Consider the following 19,701-nt stretch of genomic DNA (forward strand, 5'->3'; position numbering starts at 1 on the left):
CAGCCTTGAACGATCCAATGAGTTGTTGCACATCACCTGTGTTGATGACCATGCCGACTTGATCTTGGCGGATTTAGCGATTGGTGACAGTGTAGCGGTCGATGGCATTTGCTTAACCGTAACTACTGTCCTGCCTCAAGGGTTTATCGCCACAGCATCCCCCGAAACGTTGTATCGCACGACCTTGGGTGAGTTGCGTCAGCAATCACGGGTAAACCTAGAAACCTCTCTGCGGGTCGGGAGTAAGTTGGGTGGACATTTTGTCACCGGGCATGTGGATGGTGTGGGCCAAGTGGAGGCGATCGTGCAAACTGCTACCTCCTGGGAGATGAGTTTTGTGGTGACTGACGGGCAAATTAGTCGCTATATCGTACCCAAAGGTAGCATTGCTGTTAATGGTGTCAGCTTGACGGTAGCAGCTTGTAACCAGGAAGGTTCTTGGTTTAAGGTAGCTGTAATTCCCCACAGCTATGCCTCTACCAATCTTCAGTTCCTAAAAGTAGGCAGTCGCGTGAACTTAGAGGGTGACATCTTGGGCAAGTATGTCGAAAAGTTCTTGCGCATTGTCCCACCTACAGACACTGCTCTAGACAGCTATGATGGTCATCCTGTAGATATCAGCCTCTCATTTTTGGCAGAACATGGTTATGTGTAATACCAGTTCAATGATAAAAGCCTAGTTGCAAAAATCTTTCAATTTCTCACAACGCAAAAGAGTTACAATTATCCCCAACAATTTGCTGGGCAAGAGACTGATTAGCAACAACGATGACGAAGGCTTGGAAGCAAAATCGACACTTAATGCCATTTGGACGGTTGGGTTGGATGCTAGCTGTGGGCGCGATTGCCTTAGTACTCTCTGCTCCGATTCTAGTGGTATTAGGGAGTCTATTTACTGATGCTAGGGCAGTTTGGCAACACTTGGCAGCAACCGTTTTGTGGCGCTACATCACAAACTCGTTGCTGTTGGTAGTAGGGGTAGGAATAGGCGTACTGACGATCGGCGCGGGCACTGCTTGGCTGACAACCCTATGTCGGTTTCCTGGTGGTCGGCTATTTGAGTGGTTGTTACTATTGCCCCTGGCGGCTCCTGCCTACGTTCTAGCCTATACTTACACTGAATGGTTAGATGTAGCTGGACCAGTGCAGCAATGGCTACGAAATCTATTTCAGTGGCACTACGGAGACTACTGGTTTCCTAATGTGCGGTCTCTATGGGGAGCAATCTTGATGCTGACCTTAGTGCTCTATCCCTACGTGTATTTGTTGGCACGGGTCGCCTTTTTACAGCAATCGACTACGATTGTTGAAGCTAGTCGCACCCTAGGCTGCAATCCATGGCAGAGCTTTAGAAAAGTGGCCCTACCCCTAGCGCGACCAGCCATCACTGCTGGTCTAGCCCTGGCCCTAATGGAAACCTTGGGGGACTTTGGCACCGTGCAGCATTTTAGTGTTGATACCTTCACCACCGGTATATATCGGGTCTGGTTAGCCCTAGACGAGCGGCAGGCATCCATGCAAATGTCAGCGGTATTGTTGCTGTCTGTGCTGTGGCTGATATGGCTAGAGCGTTGGTCACGGGGACAAGCCCGCTATTACCAAACCACGAGTCGTCATCAGCATCTAAGCCAATACCATCTGCATGGATGGCGAGGGTGGGGAGCTAGTTTGGTGTGTGCTATACCGATCGTCCTGGGATTTTTGCTACCTGCTGGGCTGTTGGTTTGGATGGCATTCACTAGTCCTGATGCCGATCGTCAATTTTGGCAATACGCTCGCAATAGTCTGGTGCTAGCCCTGATTGCTGCCAGCATTACAACAGCGATCGCTCTCATTCTCGGCTATGGTGAACGCCTGCATCACCGCACTCCCCAACTCCGCATCATGACCTCGCTAGCAGGCATCGGCTATGCTATCCCTGGATCTGTGATTGCCGTCGGCATTATGATTCCCATTAATCGGTTCAATGCTGCCCTCAGCAGCACCATAAACACCAGTCTTGGCCTACCCCCTACCTTGCTACTGAGTGGAATCATCGCTGTGATATTTGCCTACGTGGTAAGATTTCTGGCCGTTGCTCAAAACCCAGTGGAATCTGGCCTTAACACCATCAAACCTAGTTTTGATGAAGCTGCTAGTTCTCTAGGGCATAGTGCAGCTAGCATCCTGACCCAAGTTCACCTGCCACTGCTGAACGGTAGTTTGTTCTCAGCAGTCTTGCTAGTGTTTGTAGATGTCATGAAAGAACTGCCAGCAACCCTGATTATTCGCCCCTTTAACTTTGACACCCTGGCCGTGCGAACCTATCAACTTGCCGCTGATGAACGCCTGGCAGAGGCTGCACCAGCAGCACTGACGATCGTCCTTGTAGGGTTAGTGCCTGTGCTACTCCTGAGTTGGCAGATCCGGCGATCGCGCACGATCGCCTAGCAACCCTACTGACGGTAATAGACCCTAACTTACTGGACTTAACTATTTGACTATGCAGATTCCAGCCAAGGATACAGTGCATTGCTCAGCCTTAACAGCCCGCTCTAGCTGATTAGAGGCTTGATTGTAGACATAATCTCCAGCAGGCACCAAGCGATTAGGGTTAGCGCAATAGACAAAGCCTTGAGTGGGATTGTTTCGCTCAGGAAACGCTACAACCACCAGGGAACCACGAGCAGGTGGACAGCTATCTAATACTGTCAGCCCGTAGTCAGTTTGCAGTAATTGCCGACGGGGATCAGGAGTAGTAGCAGGTGCTTGGGGCGTAGCAGGTGTAGTGGGGGTAGTAGGCTGAGCCGCTGTGGTTACCGGAGTAAGCTTATCGGTTGCGATGTCATAGGTATAGTCGCCAGCCGCCACAAACCGACTAGGATTGGCGCAGTAGGTGGCTTGCTGGGCTTGAGCAGAGGCTGGAACTGTAATACGAACAGTGGCAGTTCCAGGGGGTGGACAGGTGTCTAGCAGAGTTAACTGAAGCCGTTGAGCCACAACATCCCGACGTTGATCTACCAGTGTAATGCTCTGAGAGGTGGGGTTGTAGGTATACAGTCCTGGCCCAATGTCACGGGTACACCGCTCTTCAGCACCGATGCGGATGCGGGCAACATCCGGAATTCCACAGCCAATCACCCGTAACTTTAAAATATCGTTCATTACCTTGTCAGCTTCAGCCATTTGGGTACTACCCCCTTCAGCAATGCCAGAGGTTAACAGGGTATAGCGGCCTCTAGTGTTGCCTTGAGCCAGTACCAACAGGCGATAGGCTCCTGTAGCAGGGATTTGGGCTTTCACAGCACCAGTTGTAGCATCAAAGGCGATTTGGCGACCTGTTCTCGCTTCAACTAGCACAAGTATCGGCTTTAGGTTGCTGCCCTCTTCAACGTCAATAGCTATTTCTATCTGATCGCCCCTGTTGGCGTTAAAGGAGAACTGTTGGCCAATCGCCTGTTGTACAGGAGCATTTCTCATGGATTGATTTCTAAACCGAAAGCGCTGGGAGTTGCTGTTAATGAAGCCGCTGACTTCTCCATTTTGCAAGGTGTTGGCTAGTGCTGCTGATACAGATTGGACAACAATTGCACCAGCGATAATTGCCGCAGTGACTAGGCGCTGACAATGTTGGCGAGTGAACATAGACCTCTGCATTCCCTACAAAAACAACTGCTGAGTTCAAATTTTAACGTCACACTAGCAGACGAATTCTAGAAAAATCCTGTTCCCTAGTAACATAACGCTATGGACTAAGTACCATTAATCTCTACCTGTGCATTACCTGACTCTGATCTTGTAACCATGACTACGATCGCAGTGCTTTTGCCTGTAACTGGCATAACTAGTTTCTGTCGAGCTAGCAGCAGCAAGCAGAAACCAGCGATCACCTTCAACCTAAGCGCAAACTAGTCGTTAGAATGAGAAAGAAAGTAAGAGTGAACACGTAAAGTAGATGAGCGCTGCCATGATCCCAACTGTTATTGAAAATTCTGGACGAGGTGAACGTGCCTTTGACATCTATTCTCGACTGCTGCGAGAGCGGATTGTTTTCCTCAGACAAGAGGTAACCGCCGAATCTGCTAACCTTGTCGTGGCTCAACTGCTGTTCTTAGAAGCTGAAGATCCAGAAAAGGACATCTATTTGTACATTCACTCACCCGGTGGGTCAGTCAATGCTGGACTAGGTATTTATGACACTATGAACTATATCCGTCCTGATGTTTGGACGGTCTGTCTGGGAATGGCAGCTAGCATGGGAGCATTTCTACTCAGTGCTGGCACTAAGGGCAAGCGCATCAGTCTTCCCCATGCTCGGATTATGATTCACCAGCCGAGCGGTGGTGCTCAAGGTCAAGCTACGGATATTGAAATTCAAGCCCGAGAGATCATCTATCTCAAGCGACGACTGAATGAGTGTCTAGCAGCCCATACAGGACAACCATTGGAGCGGATCCAAGAGGATACTGAGCGTGATTTCTTTATGTCAGCGGCTGAGGCAGTCGATTATGGACTCATTGACCGGGTAGTCGATCGTCGCGCTACTGCTACCCAGTCACTAGTAGGTGTAGGCTAGGGAACTGTGCTGAGTATTGCTGTGTTCAGAGCTGTGGCTGCACTTAGCATCTGGTATCGTCAACTATGCAGCACATTTGGGCGAAGCCTTGCGCAGATGCGGCTCTTGGGGATTAGTGTGTTCGCTGTACTCATGTTGACTGGCTGTGTTAAATATGAGGTGGGGCTGAACTTTAGCACAACTCATTACGGCACGATCGTACAGCACATCAAGCTAGGGCAACGATTCACCGTTTTTAGCGGTCAGTCTGCTGAGCAGTGGCTAACCACGCTGGAACAACGAGCACGCTCCTTAGGAGGTAGCGCTAGTCGCCTGTCTAGCCAAGAAGTGATTTTAACGATGCCCTTCTACAATGGCGCTGACTTGATGCAACGCTTCAATCAGTTTTTTAATCCGTCCTCGGAATCGGGTAATCAGCAATTAGTGGAGTTGCCATCGCTGAGTCCGACTCTAACCTTACAGCAAACCAATGCCCTGTTTGCCGTGCGCAATCACCTTATCTATGATGTGGATTTGCAACCACTAGGTGTGGTTGGTGCTGATGGTAACCAATTGATCAACACTAGCTCGCTGATAGAGTTGCAGTTAGGTCTGAGCACACCTTGGGGAGCTACAGTTTTGGAGCCTGTAACTCAGGTAGAGCGAGTTGAGTTATTACCAGACGGTCACTCCCTTGTTTGGATCCTAAAGCCAGGCCAAGTAAATCACCTAGAAGCTATTTTCTGGCTACCGAATCCATTGGGCATTGGGATTGCTGTCATTGTCATAGCAGTATTAGGTGGTGCTCTTCTCCGCTACCGCATCCTGTCACCACCCGTGTTGCCGCCTATGGTACCCTTTACCTAAACATAGCCTCGACCTTGGTCGTGTGCTGCTTACAGTAGTAAGGGATGCCCGCTATGGTTGCCGCAGCAATGTAGCCTCCCACTGCTGTCGCTCGATCGTCTTGGTTACTGGGCAAATTAGGAGCAGGTAGATCGAAAAAATTTTGCTGAAATACACCTAGAACTAAGTCTTGAACGGTTTTGACACTAGCGTTGTCCAACACACTGCATATGCCTCTAGCCATGCGGATGTTATTGGCTGACCCAAGCTGAGACACAACCGATGCCACCAATGGCTCATCCTTAACGATGGTGTCAAGTGCTTGCAAATAGCTAGCATCTGATGACAATGCTGGCTTGGGTAGCAGGCTCATTGCAGCGATTGTAGTAATAGTTACTAAAAATGTCTGGTTACTGTTCACAAATTTTCCCCATAGAAAACAACAGGTTTAAGTTGTAACCATCTGTCAAGCCCAGATAAAGACTACTGATGGTATTCGAACTACCACAAGCTGTGAAACCACGACTCTGCTAGTCAATACAACACAGATGCAATACTGCTGGATGTCTACTGACGGCAATGCAAGAATTAGCCTAGACGTTTATAGGAAGGATGTTAGTCCTCACACTATGAGCTTCAACAGCAATCACGTCCTCACTTTCCCTTTCAGGGCTATATGATTAGCCGCACTGGAATCAGATGTGGGTAATCAGATATTCATCAATTGGTTTCAAGCAACTAAGTTGTTCAAGTCTAGCCTATATCACCCGAACTCGGCAGAGTTTTGCCAGCTAGCTTTGAGGTGTTTGAACTGACTTTTCTCCTAGGCGTGGTTCAGTACCTGCTAGTAGGCGCTGAATGTTGCTGCTGTGGCGATAAATCACATAGCTGCTGCCTATGACTGCAAACAGCCAATAGGCAACTGTAGGGTTAAGGAGGGGCATAAGGATACAGCAGGCGATCGCAGCGACAATCGACCCCAAGGACACAATCCGGCTAGCAGCTAAAACCACACCAAACACTGCCAGCGTCAATAATCCTACTCGCCAGTCTAGCGTTAGCAGCACACCCAACCCCGACGCTACAGACTTACCCCCTGTGAAATTTAGCCAAATCGACTTGCTGTGACCTAGCAGTGCTGCCATCCCAGTCAGCACAGACAACCAGGGCAACCATTGCTCAGTAGTAACTGTAGCCATTAAGCGATCAACTCCTGAAGGCAACAGGGCTTGCACTACCGTGGGGTATAGCAGCCGAGCTAAGACGATCGCTGCTACGGCCTTGCCAATGTCCACTACGAACACCACTAAAGCAGGTAGTTTCCCCACTGTACGCAACACATTCGTCGCCCCAGTTGACCCAGAACCATGCTCTCGAATATCGATGCCCTTCAGCCATTTGCCTGCCCAATACCCTGGTGGTATTGAACCGAGAAGATAGGCAAACCCAACCAGCAAAAGATTAATCACTAACCAAAGCAGGAATGAAGAGGTCATGGTACATCCATCCAAATGCTGGTTTACAAAGGGGTGCAGATTATCAACGGTGTCAAGAGTAATTCTACAGTTGAGGCGACCCTGCCACATAACTTTTCCCTGTAGAGAGCAGCAAGGTGTTGGCTGAACAGCACAGTGCCATGCTATACATCTCTTCTCAACAGTACAGCACCATACCCTAATGATCAGCGTGGCAGAACATAGAGCTGTGTGAAGTAAAATCCACCGTTTCGATCCTGAGCAACACCGATGCCTGTGTAGCGATAGTAGCTTGCTTCGATGGCCTGACGATGGGCATGACTGCGCAGCCAACCCCGAAAGGCACGATCGGCTGTGTGGCTGTGGGAGAAGATGTAAGCAGCATTTTCTGCTACTCGTCGAGTCGGTATGATTTGATCAACGCTGTAGAGTCGTTGTTGCAAGCCGGTATGTCCAAAGGGGACACGCTTGGTGGCCATGTCTTGGCTGTGTTGACGGGCGATCTAGCTAATTCGAGCATCTAGCAAGAGGGGCAACAACCCTTTACTAAGGCGATACTGATTAACCTGCACATGGATTGCTTGCTCTAGCTCTGCAACAGTAAGTATGCGAGGAGATGGTGTGGAAGGAGGAGGTGATGGACGAGGACGACGCTGGAAGAGGTCAGGTGTCGAACGGGGTTGATTTGGCTGTGTAGAGGATAGAGATAGTAAAGCAGACGGAGAATAGGGAAAAAGGTCGGGAGTTGGCTCATTCGCCAGAGTCATTGCTGGAATACTAAGGCAGAGCCACACCCCATAACTAGCAAGCCTTTGCCAGCGGAGAGCAACTATCATCGAACAGTACATAATAGTACATACTCGACTGGTGAATATATGCAGCATGAAGTAGGGATAATAACAGGCAGCAGAGTAAGTAAATAATCATTCTGGTTGCAGCACACAACTGGAGATCACCATTGAGCCAATCCTCAGCTATAGCAATACACAACCCAGTTAGGCTACTGGTAGCCAGTTAGAACGTCGGTAGTGAGGACTTAAGTCCTCACTACGAACCTTAACAGCAATCAATTTGTCCTAATCAACCAGTTTTTGGCCATGGTTTATACTTAAGTCCTCACTACGAACCTTAACAGCAATCAATTTGTCCTAATCAACCAGTTTTTGGCCGTGGTTTATTAGGTGGCAAGGGTAGCAAGCATCTCGCTATGAGTCACCCTTTAGATAGCAAGCAGCTAGACAGTATATTAGACAGCAGATGATCTGCTTAGTTCCAGTTCTTACCAGTTTTACGCCTTCCTAGGATAGGCTTGCCTTTGCTAGCGGTGCTCTAAGGGTTTGGATAGCTTGGCATCAGCAAGCCACATCTGTAGAGTAGGCACTACCTCAGCCAGGGAAAGTTCTTGGGAAGCGCGAGTAGCACGGCTAACTACCTCGACTTTGCCTTGAGCGAGGGCTTTGCCAGTGACCACACGGTAGGGGATACCAATCAGGTCGGCATCTTTGAACTTCACCCCAGCGCGTTCATTACGATCGTCGAGTAACACCTCAATCCCTGCCGATGTTAGCTCACTGTAGAGGGTTTCAGCCGCAGTAACTTGATCGGGTTTGTTTAGGTCAGGGATGACGATGATGACGTGATAGGGAGCGATCGCGGGATTCCAGATAATGCCGTCTTGATCGTGGGACTGCTCCACGGCTGCCTGGGCTAGACGAGAGACTCCCACACCATAACAGCCCATCACAAGGGGCTTTTCTTCACCTTGTTCATTGGTAAAGGTAGCCGCCATAGCCGCAGAATATTTGGTTCCCAGTTGAAAAATATGTCCAATTTCAATTCCCCGTGCGGTTTGCAGCAACTGAGCTGGATCATGAACGGCTCGATCGCCCGCAGTCGCCGTGCGCACATCTACAACCAACTTGGGCAACTCAAATTCATGACCCCAGTTAGCTCCAACCACGTGATAGCCAGTCTCGTTAGCTCCAGTTACAAAGTTAGTTAGGGGAACAATGGTCTGGTCTGCAAGGCGCAGAAATTGGGGATGAATATAGCCCTGCTCTGGTTTTTGGCGCTGTTGATGGATATAGTCGTCGCCAAGGTTAGGAGCAAGGTAGCCAAGGGGTAGTGGCTTAGCTGCCCAAGTGGCTTGTTGAGCAGCATCAGGAACCATCAGTTTCAGCACAGTTTTCGCGCCATAGTCACTAGCTCGTTTTACCAGTTCGTTTTGGAGCTTGACTTCATTCACATCCTGATCACCCCGGATGCTAACCAGCACCAGCACAGTCATGCCATTGTCATACAAGACCTGATAGAGGACGTTCTTAACTACACAGGTAGGGGAACAGTTGAGAAAATCACAGAGCTTGGCGATCGTATCCGTATCGGGTGTGGCTCGTTGCTCATAGGTGCTGAAGGGTGAGGGCAGAGCTTCAGGAGGCAAAGACACTGCTTTTTCCACATTAGCAGCGTACTGACCATCATCGGTGTAGAGAATTTCGTCTTCCCCTGCCTCTGCTAACACCATAAACTCTTGGGATCCAGAACCGCCGATCGCACCGGAATCAGCCTCTACTGCCCGGAACTTCAGACCACACCGCCGCAGAATGTTGCTGTAGGCAGCATCCATCGCTTGATAGGTCTGCTTCAAACTCTCCTCATCGGCATGGAAGGAGTAAGCATCCTTCATAATAAACTCACGGCCTCGCATCAGCCCAAACCGAGGACGGATTTCATCCCGAAACTTGGTTTGAATTTGGTACAGCGTGACGGGAAGCTGGCGATAGGAGCGGATCATATCTCTAGCCACAGCGGTAATCACTTCCTCGTGGGTAGGGCCTAGCCCCATCTCTCGGTCTTGGCGATCAATTAGGGAAAACATAATCCCCTCAGCCTTGGTGTAAGTGTCCCATCGTCCTGACTCTCGCCATAGCTCAGCCGGTTGAAGTTGCGGCAATAGGCATTCCATTGCACCAATGGCGTTCATCTCCTCCCGCACAATTTGTGACACCTTCTGTAACACTCGCCACATTAAAGGCAAGTATGCATAAATACCACTGCCAATGCGACGGATGTAGCCTGCCCGCAGTAGGAGCTTGTGACTGGGAATTTCGGCTTCGGCAGGATCTTCACGCAGAGTAACAAATAGCTGTTGGGATAGACGCATAGTGGCTAATTTAATTCTGATGGTGCTGGATAGTGATGAAATCCCCAATTTGGATTCCTAGTTCTTTGGCTCTGCCGCCTCGCAGTTCGATGACGTTATCGATCGGCACCCCTGGGCCGTAAACTGGGCAGGGGTCTGATTGGCAGGGTGGCACATTGGCAGCAATAAACAGCACCTTGCCCTGGCGCATAAACACCATATCCAGAGGAATTTGCACATTTTTCATCCAAAAGCTGACGGTCATGGGTGGGTCAAAGGGAAATAGCATCCCCCGATCGTCGGGCAGGCTGGGGCGGTACATCAGCCCTGTTGACTGTTCTTGTACAGTGCGAGCCACCTCTAGTTTGATGGGTTTGCCAGCAATAATTGCCGTGGCTGAGATAGGTAACGACTGACCCATTGGCCTGCTAGCAGGAGACGCTGCGACAGACATTGGAGAATTAGCAAAGGGCAGGGTATCAGAAGCAGTCGGCGTACATCCAAGGCTAGCTAGACTAATGGTCAGCAATGATCCTGCCATGACCAAGTGAATCATGCTGCGGTGCAGCCAGGGTAACCGAGTGGATGCTAGGGTCAGCAGGGGCAAACGATAATGCATCATTTCAAGTCCAATAGGCCGTTATCCTTCAGTTTGGGGTTAAAGCGGATGGGCATCTTTACCCCTCGCGCTTGCAAGGCATCGAGGATCTGTGCCTCCAATCGTCGAGCCACCGTCTTTAGCAGTTTACTGCGAGTCATGTCATCTGGTGCACTCTCATAGGCAAGTTTCTCATCTGCTGACATGGTGGGCTTAGCGTCAATCGGATCATGCCAGAGTGCCTGTTCAGGGCCGTTACCGGGTGGCACAGCACCATACTCCGCAATCCAACAATCACGAATCGCCTCCAGAATAGCCCGCTGCGGGCGATCGATCGTGTGAACCTTTAGCCAATAGCAGCGATCAGGTTGACGCACCAAATGCTGTTGCAAACTGGCATACACATCTCTAGAATAGCCAATGCACTGCAATGTTTTGGCCTTGTCAAAGATAGCATAGACCCCCACTTGACCCTGAAACTGCTCAGGCAGCATACCGTGGTCATTGATATAGGGTAAAAATGCTAGTGCATGTAAGGACTGGTCACTTGAAGTCACGATCTGCTATTTCCTATACACGTTGAACCTGACTAAGCATCGACTGGGTTGTTCCACTGGATCAAGTATCTGGTGTGCGCTACCCGTTGGCAACTATCGCCACCGATAGCCATCGTTCTCAATCTAGCAACCCTTGCTGATAGACTGTCAGGCTATTGAGCTATCTACCAAACTGATCCATGACAACAATTAAGCATTTCTTAACAAGCCATCATTGGTTTTGGGTCATGAGCACTATGCTGCCTAGCGGCATATTAATGGGACTGGCGACAGCTCCTGTAGGGGCGTGGTGGTTGGCTTGGGTAGCACTGGTGCCGCTGTGGGCGATCGTCCTGCAACTAAAACGTCATGGGCGATTGTGGTGGCACGCTAGCCTTGCTGGGCTGCTCTGGGGCATTGGATACCACGGTCTGGCGCTGTTTTGGATTACGGGTATCCACCCCATGACATGGTTGGGCGTACCCTGGCTAGCCAGTTTGGCGATCGCTCTGGTTTGCTGGGTAATAATCACCCTCTGGGGTGCCCTGCTAGTGACACTTTGGGCTGTGGTTATGTCTCGGCTCCAGAGCAGCCATCCTGCCAGTTGGGTATTAATCCTGTTAGGAACAGCCCTCTGGTGTGGCCTGGAATGGGCATGGAGCAGCGGAGTGCTGTGGTGGACTTCGTTATCCTACACCCAGAGTCCCCATAATCTTGTCATTCTACAGTTAGGGCAACTCTCAGGGCCAGCGACAATAACGGCGGCGATCGTAGCAGTAAATGGCCTACTTGCAGCCGCATGGACAGAGTTCTGCTCGCTTAGTACTGTCTCCAAGGGAAACCCAGATTATGCCTCTAGTGCCTACCGTAATGGAGCAGCGGGCTACAGGTATAGACCCCCACAATCCTTTTTTATTGCTGCTGTGGTGCTGTGTTGCAGTGCTCATCTCATCGGATTTTGGCTCTACAGCCGTCCCCTAGCAGATACACCCAGCATGGCAGTCAGAGCCGGGATCATCCAAGGCAATATCCCCAACACCATCAAACTGTTTAGTGAGGGCTGGCGACGCGCAATCGCAGGCTATACCGATGGATATACCCAATTGGCTGCTCAAGGGGTTGATCTGGTCTTGACTCCAGAGACTGCCCTGCCATTTTTGTGGACACAACCCCAAGACGCTCTACCGACGCTCTACCAAGCTATTCGCACCCAGGGAGTCACAGCATTGGTGGGGGGATTCGGGGAGCGGGGCGATCGGCTTACCAACAGTCTGTTTACAATCACGGGCGACGGCACCATTCTCAGTCGCTATGACAAGGTAAAACTGGTGCCCTTAGGGGAATATATTCCTTTTGAGGCCCTGTTGAGTCGGTTGGTGAGTCGTCTATCACCCTTAGACTCTCAACTAGCGGCTGGAGAGCCAACCCAGCAATTTGAAACAGGGTTGGGACGGGCGATCGTCAGCATCTGCTATGAGTCAGCCTTTGCCAACTACCTGCGACAGCAAGCCACCGCTGGGGGTGAATTGTTTCTGAGTGCGGCGAACAATGCCCACTACAGCCCGGCAATGCCTGCCCAACACCACGCCCAAGATGTGCAGCGGGCGATCGAACTGGATCGCTGGGCTATCCGTGCTGCTAACACAGGCTACTCTGGCATTGTGGATCCCCACGGCAATACCCGATGGATCTCCCACTTGAACACCTATGCCCTCCATGCAGCCACGGTCTATCGTCGTCAGACTCGCACTCTCTATGTCCGCTGGGGAGATTGGCTGACCCCTGTCTTACTAGTGCTAGCCGCAGGTGTAGGCGGCATCCAAGTTATCCGCACATCTCCAGATAGCGTTTGAGGTAAGCGTATAGCATATCCACAAAGGTTTTTAACTCTAGATCCTGACCCTTGAGTTCTCGCTGTTGAAACGCCCGTATGGTTGCCAGCACCTGCGTTACCTGTTCATTACGAGTTGGATTGTCAGGCAACGCCCAGAGCTGGACAATGCTCTGATGAATCGCTCGGGTAATAGTGAAAGCAGCTTGAAATTCCTGTTCTTCACGTTGTTGTCGATCGTGTTCACTTTGCAACATCAAGTTGACGATTGCTCCTGCTGTCAACATGCCCACTCCTACCACTGTTGCTGCTCCTCCAAGTGTGGCTATCGTATTCACCAAGTCTTTAGAGCTATCAAGGGCACCCGCTGCATTATTAATTAGGGAAGCTACCGTGGCCCCGGCTGCCATTCCCACAACAGCCGCTCCACTAGTGGAAGCCACAGCCGCCTGCACTTTAGCTGCTTGTTCAGATGCTATTTGCGACTGTTGCTGTTGGAAACGATGCTTGTTAGCGATCGTCGCCAGAAACTCATCCTTCGCAAGCTGAAAATCTGGGCTGAAGAGTCGCTGCCTAAGGGCACGGTGACGGCGCTCGTAGTCTAAAGTGGGGTTAGGCCCTAACTCAAGGCCAGTCAGCACAAGCTGTTTGGAGACCAAATCTACTGACTCTAGAATGGCATCCTTCATGCTACGGCGCGGATCTGCCATCCATGCTTGAAATTCATGAAACTCAGCCGGGGACAAATCTAGCGCCAGCATCAACCAGCGACGTTCCTCAGCCTCTTGATACGCCTTCACAGCCGTTTGCAGTGCCTGCTCAGCTTGCTCTAAACGCTGCCGGGCTAACAGTAACTGGTCTTGTTTTTCCAAGGTTTGGCGATCGTCATCCATCGCCTTAGAGACCATTCCCACCGTTACTGCTGCCCCTGTGCCCACAACTCCCCAGGTAGGATTTCCTTGCCCCAAGGCAATACCAATGCCACCCAAACTCAATAAACCCGCTACTAACAGAGCATTAGCCTGATGTTGCCAACTGAAACGGTTGGGTTGACGATGATAATAAACAGCTACATCGTAGCGATCAGCAGCATCATCCCGCTCATGCTGGGCAGCGATGGCGATCGCTTCCAGTTCCGCTACCTGTGCTGCCTGTTCCATTACTGCGCACTTAGCCATACTACTCCTGAATTGCCAGCCACTTCTCTAGATCTGCCATGCTGGTAAACTCTGGCATAGCCCGACTTAGGTCTGCTAGAACCGCTGGAGACAATGTAGCAAGACGGACAATCATTGTTTCCGCTAAGTCTTGCCCTAGCTGCTGAGCCAGCGGTGTGGTAATCCACGTGAGATTTTCCTTTAGCCATGCTGCCAAGTCTTCCCCATCACTAAAGTCTAACAGGGCTTCCCCTAAGGCTTCCAGATGGTCAAAAGACAAGCACCGTATACAAGCAGCCATGCCATCCTCCACAACTCCCAACCGTTTGGTTAATTGACGCAGGATGAGCGATCGCTCCCGATGTAAAGCTTCTTCTCGACCTTCTTCTCGGCCTTCTTCTCGGCCTTCTTCTCGGCCTTCTTCCTTGGCTTCTCGAATGGCACGAGGCTCCTTGGTGAAATCAATGATGGATATCATGGCCTTGATCTCCGCTTGGCTGAGGTGAGTGAATTTGTAAACCATTATAGAAGTGACAATATCGATCAGGTTAGCCCGGTCTTGCTCGCTATCCGCTTCTTGCATGATGCGATTAATTAGAGTTCGAGCTAAGTCTAAGAGCGTGTTTGAAAAGTTTTAGGCAAGCCTTCTCACCATGAGATTAACCATCGCAGCGTACAGCATTGTCTCACTTGTTGTGGGTAAATACTCATAATCTTTACTCAAGCGGCGATACCGACCAAACCAAGCAAACGTACGCTCTACCACCCACCGCTTGGGCAGGACCTTGAACCCCTTCTCCTGATCAGTGCGCTTAACCACCTTTAGAGTCCAGTTAAACGTCTGCTTCACCCAAGCTATAAAGTCTTTGCCACCAAAGGTGCTATCCGTCCAAATCAACTGTAAACACCCCCAGACCAGGGCAAGCCATATCCCTAACAAGATGAATCCGGCATGGTCAGAGCGCCCCGCGCTATGAACCACGACACACAACAGCAATCCCATCGTATCCACCAAAATTGTGCGTTTCCGCCCCTTCACCGTCTTGCCGCCATCATACCCCTTTTCCATAGCGGCACCTGCTGTTTTCACGGATTGAGAATCGATACAGGCAGCAGAAGGCTGCGGTGAGCGCCCTGCTTTTACCCGTAGTTGCTCTCTTAAGGCACGATTAAGAGCTTCCCAGGTACCATCGGCTTCCCAGGCGCGAAAGTAGGTATAAACGGTTGACCACTTGGGGAAGTCATGGGGGAGCAGCCGCCATGCACAGCCTGCTCGCAAAAGGTAAAAGATGGCATTGATGACTTCTCGCAGGTCGGTGGTGCGAGGTCTCCCGCCCGGTTTGGGCTGAGGTAGCAGGGGTTCAATCAGATGCCACTGGACATCGCTCAGGTCGGTGTCGTATGATGGTCGTTTCATTTTTATGTTGAAAGGCTAACTGTTAGCCTTTCAACATTACCTGATTATCTTTTCAAACACGCTCTAAGGCTTGGGGTTCCTCAACAATCGTCAATACAGTTGCAGCGATAGGTACTGGTAGCAAGTGCACATCACCTAGCTCATCTAGATAAACCCGGTGCACTTGGTCACTGGTTAGCAGATTGCGATAGGGATGGGTATCATCCTGCTCTAGAGCACGAGTAGGGTAGATGACCACCACGTGCCAATCAGAGAAGCGAGGGCGGTTACGGTAGAAGTAGAGGAGGGATTCACTGAATAGGCGTTCATAAAGAGTTTTGTCCTTTTGGAACTGCACTTCACAGAAGTAGACAATGCCAGATTCGGATTCTGGAGGCAGGAACACACCATCAATCTCAAACTTGGGTTCTTTGATGGCTACGGAGTCAAAACGATAGTCAGCAGCATTGGCGGGTCGATCGCCAATTAGGTCAAACAGCAGACTAGGCGATTGTTGGAACAATTGGTAGAAGATAGGGTCACGGCGCATAGGCCCCGAAGCATTAGCGTGATTAGGGCGATCGCAGAATCTGCAGCTATTGGCCAAGATAAGCAACTAAACAGCAGAAGCCTTCAGCGGGTTGCCAATTTTTTCAACAGTACCATTAGCAACCCTTAGGACATTAAGCTGCTCGGAGACTACCGTAACCAAGTGGCTAACCACTACTCACATCTGCCATGCTAACGGATTCTGAGAGAGACAGCCGTGACCCGCAAATCACCATACTTTTCCTTCCAGAAATTCACAGAGGCATTCAACAGGCAACCTATTCATGAGCTGCGGCTGGCTTCGTTGTTGGTTCTGACTTGAGCTGCAGTCGGCTAGACGTAGAATTAACAACCGGAATCTCCAAAACCGGGCGGTTGAGAGCAATTACTAAGGCATTATCCGGCACAGTAGGGGATGGCTCTACTTTCAGATAGCGAGTGACCATTTTGGTCTCAGTAGCAGGAGCTTCTGCAACCTGGGGTATGAGTTTGCGGTTTCCCAACTGCAGCGATGCAACACTAGCCAAGAGCAATACTACAGCAAAGCCACCCCAAGCTAGCAGTCTACGAGTTCTGCGATAGGTGCAGGCTAGCACCTGTTCCATGAGTTGATTGCTAGACTGACAAGTCTCTACACAAGGCATAGCCCGCATCCCTTGCCGCAGCTTCAGTAAACGCTTATATAGACACTGAGTAACTGGATCGTGGGCTAATAACTCCTCCACTTGCCGCCGCTCTGCCGCGGTTACCTCACTATCTAAGTAAGCACTCAGTAGTTCAAATCGATCGCGCTTCAACATATCCAGGTTAGCCGCTGAGCAATCTAAGAAACTATGCTGACCTTGACGTAGCGATTGCCCAATAAGTTTCACAGCATCATCACACGGTACTAGGTTAGGAGTCATGATGTCATCGCAACGGAGGATTTATGTACCAATTAGATATACATTCAACAGTCAACTCTGTAGGCCAATCTTCCTAACGGAACAGGGTATCCAACATGCCGACGAGTTTATCACGTATCTATATTTAGTCAATAAACATTCTGGATAACTTCAACAAGCATCTCACAGACAGCCTAGATAGCTCAAAATGGGCGACTGGAGCTTGAGTCAGATCTATGCTCATCTCTGCACATGTTATGCACGAAACAGTAGATCACGTAAACTGCAAAGTGCATCAAGTCAAACATACTTAACGCACACTCAACCTACGTAAGTTCCTAGAGGTTCGATTCTGTGCAATTGCTATTGTACAGAAATCATCTGAATTATTCTAGACGTTGTCTCAACTATCCAAGTAGGATTGCAACTGGAATTGCAAGCGCTGCCGTGCTCTAGCAATGCGAGATTTGACAGTTCCTAGAGAAACTCCGGTGATTTCAGCAATTTCTTCATAGGCCATGCCTTCAATCTCTCGCAGTACGATCGTGGTACGGAAGGCAGGGGGAAGATCAGCGATCGCTAATCGGAGTTGATCATAAAACTCGCGAGTCGCCATGTCATCATCAGGGCTTGGCGTTGAGGATGGAATTTCCCAATCAATCTCACCGTCATCTAGAGTGCGTGGTGCATCTAGAGACAATGGCTCAGTCATGCGTTTACGCTTTCGCAATTCGTCATAGAACAGATTTGTGGCAATGCGACTGAGCCAGCCCTGAAACTTTCTTGGTTCTTGCAGGCGCTTAATGTTGCGATACACACGAATCCAAATTTCCTGTGCTAGATCCGCACGGTCTTGCCAGTCTGGAGCTAAGTGATACAAGAGCCGATCTACATGGTTCTGATAACGATTGATCAGCGCTGTAAAGGCTGCTCGATCGGGTCGTAACCCTGCCTGACAGCGAGCAACCAGTTCATGGCTGGCTAGTGCCTCAGGTGGCAGACTTGATGATGGTTTCTGAGGTTTGGTGACTTCGGCTGTTGACCAACTCAAGGGGAGAGAATAGCTCATAGGTCGCTCCAAGACAGGGTACAAGTGAGAAACCGAACAATGCAACTTGCCGAACACAATCGTTGCATCAGTGATTAGGCAGCGTTTCATCTGAGATTTACATAGAGATTAGAAGATCTCTGGCAGATACCTGATTCACCTGTGGACACTTCGTAAACTGGATAAGATGTTGAACCGCCAGTATCTAGTCCTTTTCTAATCCCTAGGCCAATTGCACCCTATCAGACGGGACATGGCTAGAACAGCGACATACTTCTAACAACCTGTGTTGCTCTCAAGGAACGCAGCATCGCGCAAGGCAGAACAGACCACAGCTAAAAAGGTTGCCTGCAACACACCACAATTTATTAATCAAGTTGGTGGATGAACTGAGTCACGATGCAAGGCTATAGTGGCACCATTGTGGGCATACCACTAAACTCAGGTGGGACGAGTTAGGAATTAGAACAACAACAGATAAGGATCCCTAGCAACAGTGAAGCCATGTACAGAAAGCTTCAACCTGTTACATGAGGATCCAGTTGATAACGTCAAGTATGGCTAATTTAGTGAACAGATACTACACACGACCACGGAGCATCTGCGCCATTTCGTTCGGGGTAGGCGAATGCTCTAAGGCGGTTTCTTCAGTAATGCGTCCTGCCTCGTACAACTTATACAGTGACTGGTTCATAGTACACATGCCATCGAAGGTACAGCGAGGAATTAGAGCGTTAATCTCATCCAACTCGCCTCGACGGATATAGTCCCGAATAGCATCCGTATTGATCATGATGTCATGGTAGGCTGCCCGCTTACCATCTGTTGTGCGGCACAGACCTTGGGCAATGACAGCTACTAGCGATTCAGCCACAGCCACCCGCATAGGAGCTTGTTGGTCAGGCTCATATAGTTGCAAGATACGCTCGATCGTTTTCACCGCGCTGTTGGTGTGCAGGGTTCCCATGACCAAGTGACCCGTTTGGGCTGCTTTCAGTGCAGTATTAACGGTTTCTTTATCCCGCATTTCACCCACCAGGATAATGTCTGGATCTTCCCGCAGAGATGCTTTTAGAGCATTGTCAAATTTAAGGGTATGGATCCCTACCTCGCGGTGACGAATAAGGGAGCGCTTACTCTTGTGCACAAATTCAATGGGATCTTCAATAGTAATAATGTGCTTCGGCATCTCATTGTTGATGTAATCAATCATTGCCGCTAGCGTCGTCGATTTACCTGATCCCGTTGGGCCTGTGATTAGAATCAAGCCCTTGTGGTAGTGGCAAATATCTTTGAACACCTCAGGCAGATTTAGCTGCTCTAGGGTTAGAATCTTAAGCGGAATCAGACGCATAACCATGCCAGGCCCTCGCAGGGAGTCAAAGATATTGATGCGCACCCGGGCAAAGTCGTATTGTGTAGCACCGTCAAAGTCTAGATTATTTTTGAACTTCTCAATATCCGCATCGGAGAGAATTTCCGTAAGCCAACTCATGAAGGTCGGCAAGTCAGTAACTGGATAGTTCGTAAGGTCAATTTCACCCCGGTTCCGGAAGCGTGGAACTTCCCCAACTCCTAAGTGAATGTCTGAAAAGCCTTTTTCATAGGCTTCTTCAACAATGGATTTCAGAGTAGGCTGACCTTCCGATCGTCGGGGAATTTCCTGTCCAACCGTCATTGCAACAGGTCGTGGCGCAGTAGCAGC

The 19,701-nt window shown here is 49.9% G+C and carries 19 protein-coding genes and 2 pseudogenes; 5 read left to right on the forward strand and 16 right to left on the reverse strand.

The genetic code is table 11. From position 1 onward, the window contains the following. The first annotated feature begins 22 nt into the window (after positions 1-22). Positions 23-655 carry a riboflavin synthase gene (locus tag NZ772_01265; protein MCS6812194.1) on the forward strand — a complete coding sequence of 211 codons (633 nt, stop codon included), beginning with the start codon at positions 23-25 and terminating at the stop codon, positions 653-655. A 113-nt stretch (positions 656-768) separates the two neighbouring features. Continuing rightward, complete coding sequence (locus NZ772_01270) at positions 769-2,430, forward strand: iron ABC transporter permease (protein ID MCS6812195.1); 1,662 nt, start codon at positions 769-771, stop codon at positions 2,428-2,430. Between the two features lie 42 nt (positions 2,431-2,472). On the opposite strand, the gene NZ772_01275 is transcribed toward NZ772_01270, so the two are convergent. Beyond that, complete coding sequence (locus tag NZ772_01275; protein MCS6812196.1) at positions 2,473-3,624, reverse strand: hypothetical protein; 1,152 nt, start codon at positions 3,622-3,624, stop codon at positions 2,473-2,475. A 322-nt stretch (positions 3,625-3,946) separates the two neighbouring features. Here NZ772_01275 and clpP point away from each other — a divergent pair, with 322 nt between their 5' ends. After that, positions 3,947-4,555 (forward strand): ATP-dependent Clp endopeptidase proteolytic subunit ClpP, encoded by a 609-nt coding sequence (gene clpP / locus NZ772_01280; GenBank protein ID MCS6812197.1) that lies wholly within the window; start codon positions 3,947-3,949, stop codon positions 4,553-4,555. Positions 4,556-4,588: 33 nt separating this feature from the next. After that, on the forward strand, positions 4,589-5,401 hold the full coding sequence (locus NZ772_01285; protein MCS6812198.1) for a DUF3153 domain-containing protein: 813 nt from the start codon (positions 4,589-4,591) through the stop codon (positions 5,399-5,401). Here the strand turns inward: NZ772_01285 and NZ772_01290 are convergent. The 7 genes from NZ772_01290 to NZ772_01320 form a co-directional block, all read right to left on the reverse strand. After that, a complete protein-coding gene (locus NZ772_01290; GenBank protein ID MCS6812199.1) occupies positions 5,394-5,801 on the reverse strand; it encodes a hypothetical protein in 408 nt (135 codons plus the stop codon). The two genes, NZ772_01285 and NZ772_01290, sit on opposite strands and share 8 nt — an antisense overlap. A 370-nt stretch (positions 5,802-6,171) precedes the next feature. Continuing rightward, on the reverse strand, positions 6,172-6,876 hold the full coding sequence (gene plsY / locus NZ772_01295) for a glycerol-3-phosphate 1-O-acyltransferase PlsY (GenBank protein ID MCS6812200.1): 705 nt from the start codon (positions 6,874-6,876) through the stop codon (positions 6,172-6,174). Positions 6,877-7,061: 185 nt separating this feature from the next. Next, positions 7,062-7,358, reverse strand: a complete 297-nt coding sequence (locus tag NZ772_01300) for a CAP domain-containing protein (GenBank protein MCS6812201.1) — start codon at positions 7,356-7,358, stop codon at positions 7,062-7,064. Beyond that, the gene (locus tag NZ772_01305; GenBank protein MCS6812202.1) at positions 7,359-7,691 is read right to left on the reverse strand and encodes a hypothetical protein; all 333 of its coding nucleotides are present in this window, start codon (positions 7,689-7,691) and stop codon (positions 7,359-7,361) included. It lies immediately after the preceding gene. Positions 7,692-8,173: 482 nt separating this feature from the next. Next, positions 8,174-10,018, reverse strand: coding sequence for a proline--tRNA ligase (gene proS / locus NZ772_01310; GenBank protein ID MCS6812203.1), 1,845 nt, complete (start codon positions 10,016-10,018; stop codon positions 8,174-8,176). Positions 10,019-10,028: 10 nt separating this feature from the next. After that, entirely contained in the window at positions 10,029-10,619 is a 591-nt protein-coding gene (locus tag NZ772_01315; protein ID MCS6812204.1) for a DUF192 domain-containing protein, read from the reverse strand. Next, positions 10,616-11,152, reverse strand: a complete 537-nt coding sequence (locus NZ772_01320; protein MCS6812205.1) for a GIY-YIG nuclease family protein — start codon at positions 11,150-11,152, stop codon at positions 10,616-10,618. The genes NZ772_01315 and NZ772_01320 overlap by 4 nt, the downstream gene beginning before the upstream one ends. Before the next feature lie 227 nt (positions 11,153-11,379). Here NZ772_01320 and lnt point away from each other — a divergent pair, with 227 nt between their 5' ends. Continuing rightward, the gene (gene lnt, locus NZ772_01325) at positions 11,380-12,984 is read left to right on the forward strand and encodes an apolipoprotein N-acyltransferase (GenBank protein ID MCS6812206.1); all 1,605 of its coding nucleotides are present in this window, start codon (positions 11,380-11,382) and stop codon (positions 12,982-12,984) included. On the opposite strand, the gene NZ772_01330 is transcribed toward lnt, so the two are convergent. The 8 genes and pseudogenes from NZ772_01330 to NZ772_01365 all read right to left on the reverse strand — a co-directional run. Beyond that, positions 12,956-14,140, reverse strand: coding sequence for a hypothetical protein (locus NZ772_01330; GenBank protein MCS6812207.1), 1,185 nt, complete (start codon positions 14,138-14,140; stop codon positions 12,956-12,958). The genes lnt and NZ772_01330 overlap by 29 nt on opposite strands. Position 14,141: 1 nt before the next feature. Then, positions 14,142-14,597 carry a DUF4351 domain-containing protein gene (locus tag NZ772_01335; protein MCS6812208.1) on the reverse strand — a complete coding sequence of 152 codons (456 nt, stop codon included), beginning with the start codon at positions 14,595-14,597 and terminating at the stop codon, positions 14,142-14,144. A 6-nt stretch (positions 14,598-14,603) separates the two neighbouring features. Beyond that, positions 14,604-14,729 (reverse strand): annotated as a pseudogene (locus NZ772_01340) (Rpn family recombination-promoting nuclease/putative transposase). A 24-nt stretch (positions 14,730-14,753) separates the two neighbouring features. Beyond that, positions 14,754-15,536: an IS5 family transposase gene (locus NZ772_01345; protein MCS6812209.1), complete on the reverse strand. Its 783-nt coding sequence runs from the start codon at positions 15,534-15,536 to the stop codon at positions 14,754-14,756. Positions 15,537-15,597: 61 nt separating this feature from the next. Continuing rightward, positions 15,598-16,065, reverse strand: a pseudogene (locus tag NZ772_01350) (Rpn family recombination-promoting nuclease/putative transposase). A 277-nt stretch (positions 16,066-16,342) separates the two neighbouring features. Further along, positions 16,343-16,969 carry a transcriptional regulator gene (locus NZ772_01355; GenBank protein MCS6812210.1) on the reverse strand — a complete coding sequence of 209 codons (627 nt, stop codon included), beginning with the start codon at positions 16,967-16,969 and terminating at the stop codon, positions 16,343-16,345. Between the two features lie 382 nt (positions 16,970-17,351). Further along, a complete protein-coding gene (locus NZ772_01360; protein MCS6812211.1) occupies positions 17,352-18,017 on the reverse strand; it encodes a sigma-70 family RNA polymerase sigma factor in 666 nt (221 codons plus the stop codon). Between the two features lie 559 nt (positions 18,018-18,576). After that, positions 18,577-19,701 (reverse strand): type IV pilus twitching motility protein PilT (locus tag NZ772_01365; GenBank protein ID MCS6812212.1); only part of this gene is annotated, 1,125 nt, incomplete at its 5' end.

This window comes from Cyanobacteriota bacterium (assembly GCA_025054735.1).
Classification (GTDB): Bacteria; Cyanobacteriota; Cyanobacteriia; order SKYG9; family SKYG9; genus SKYG9.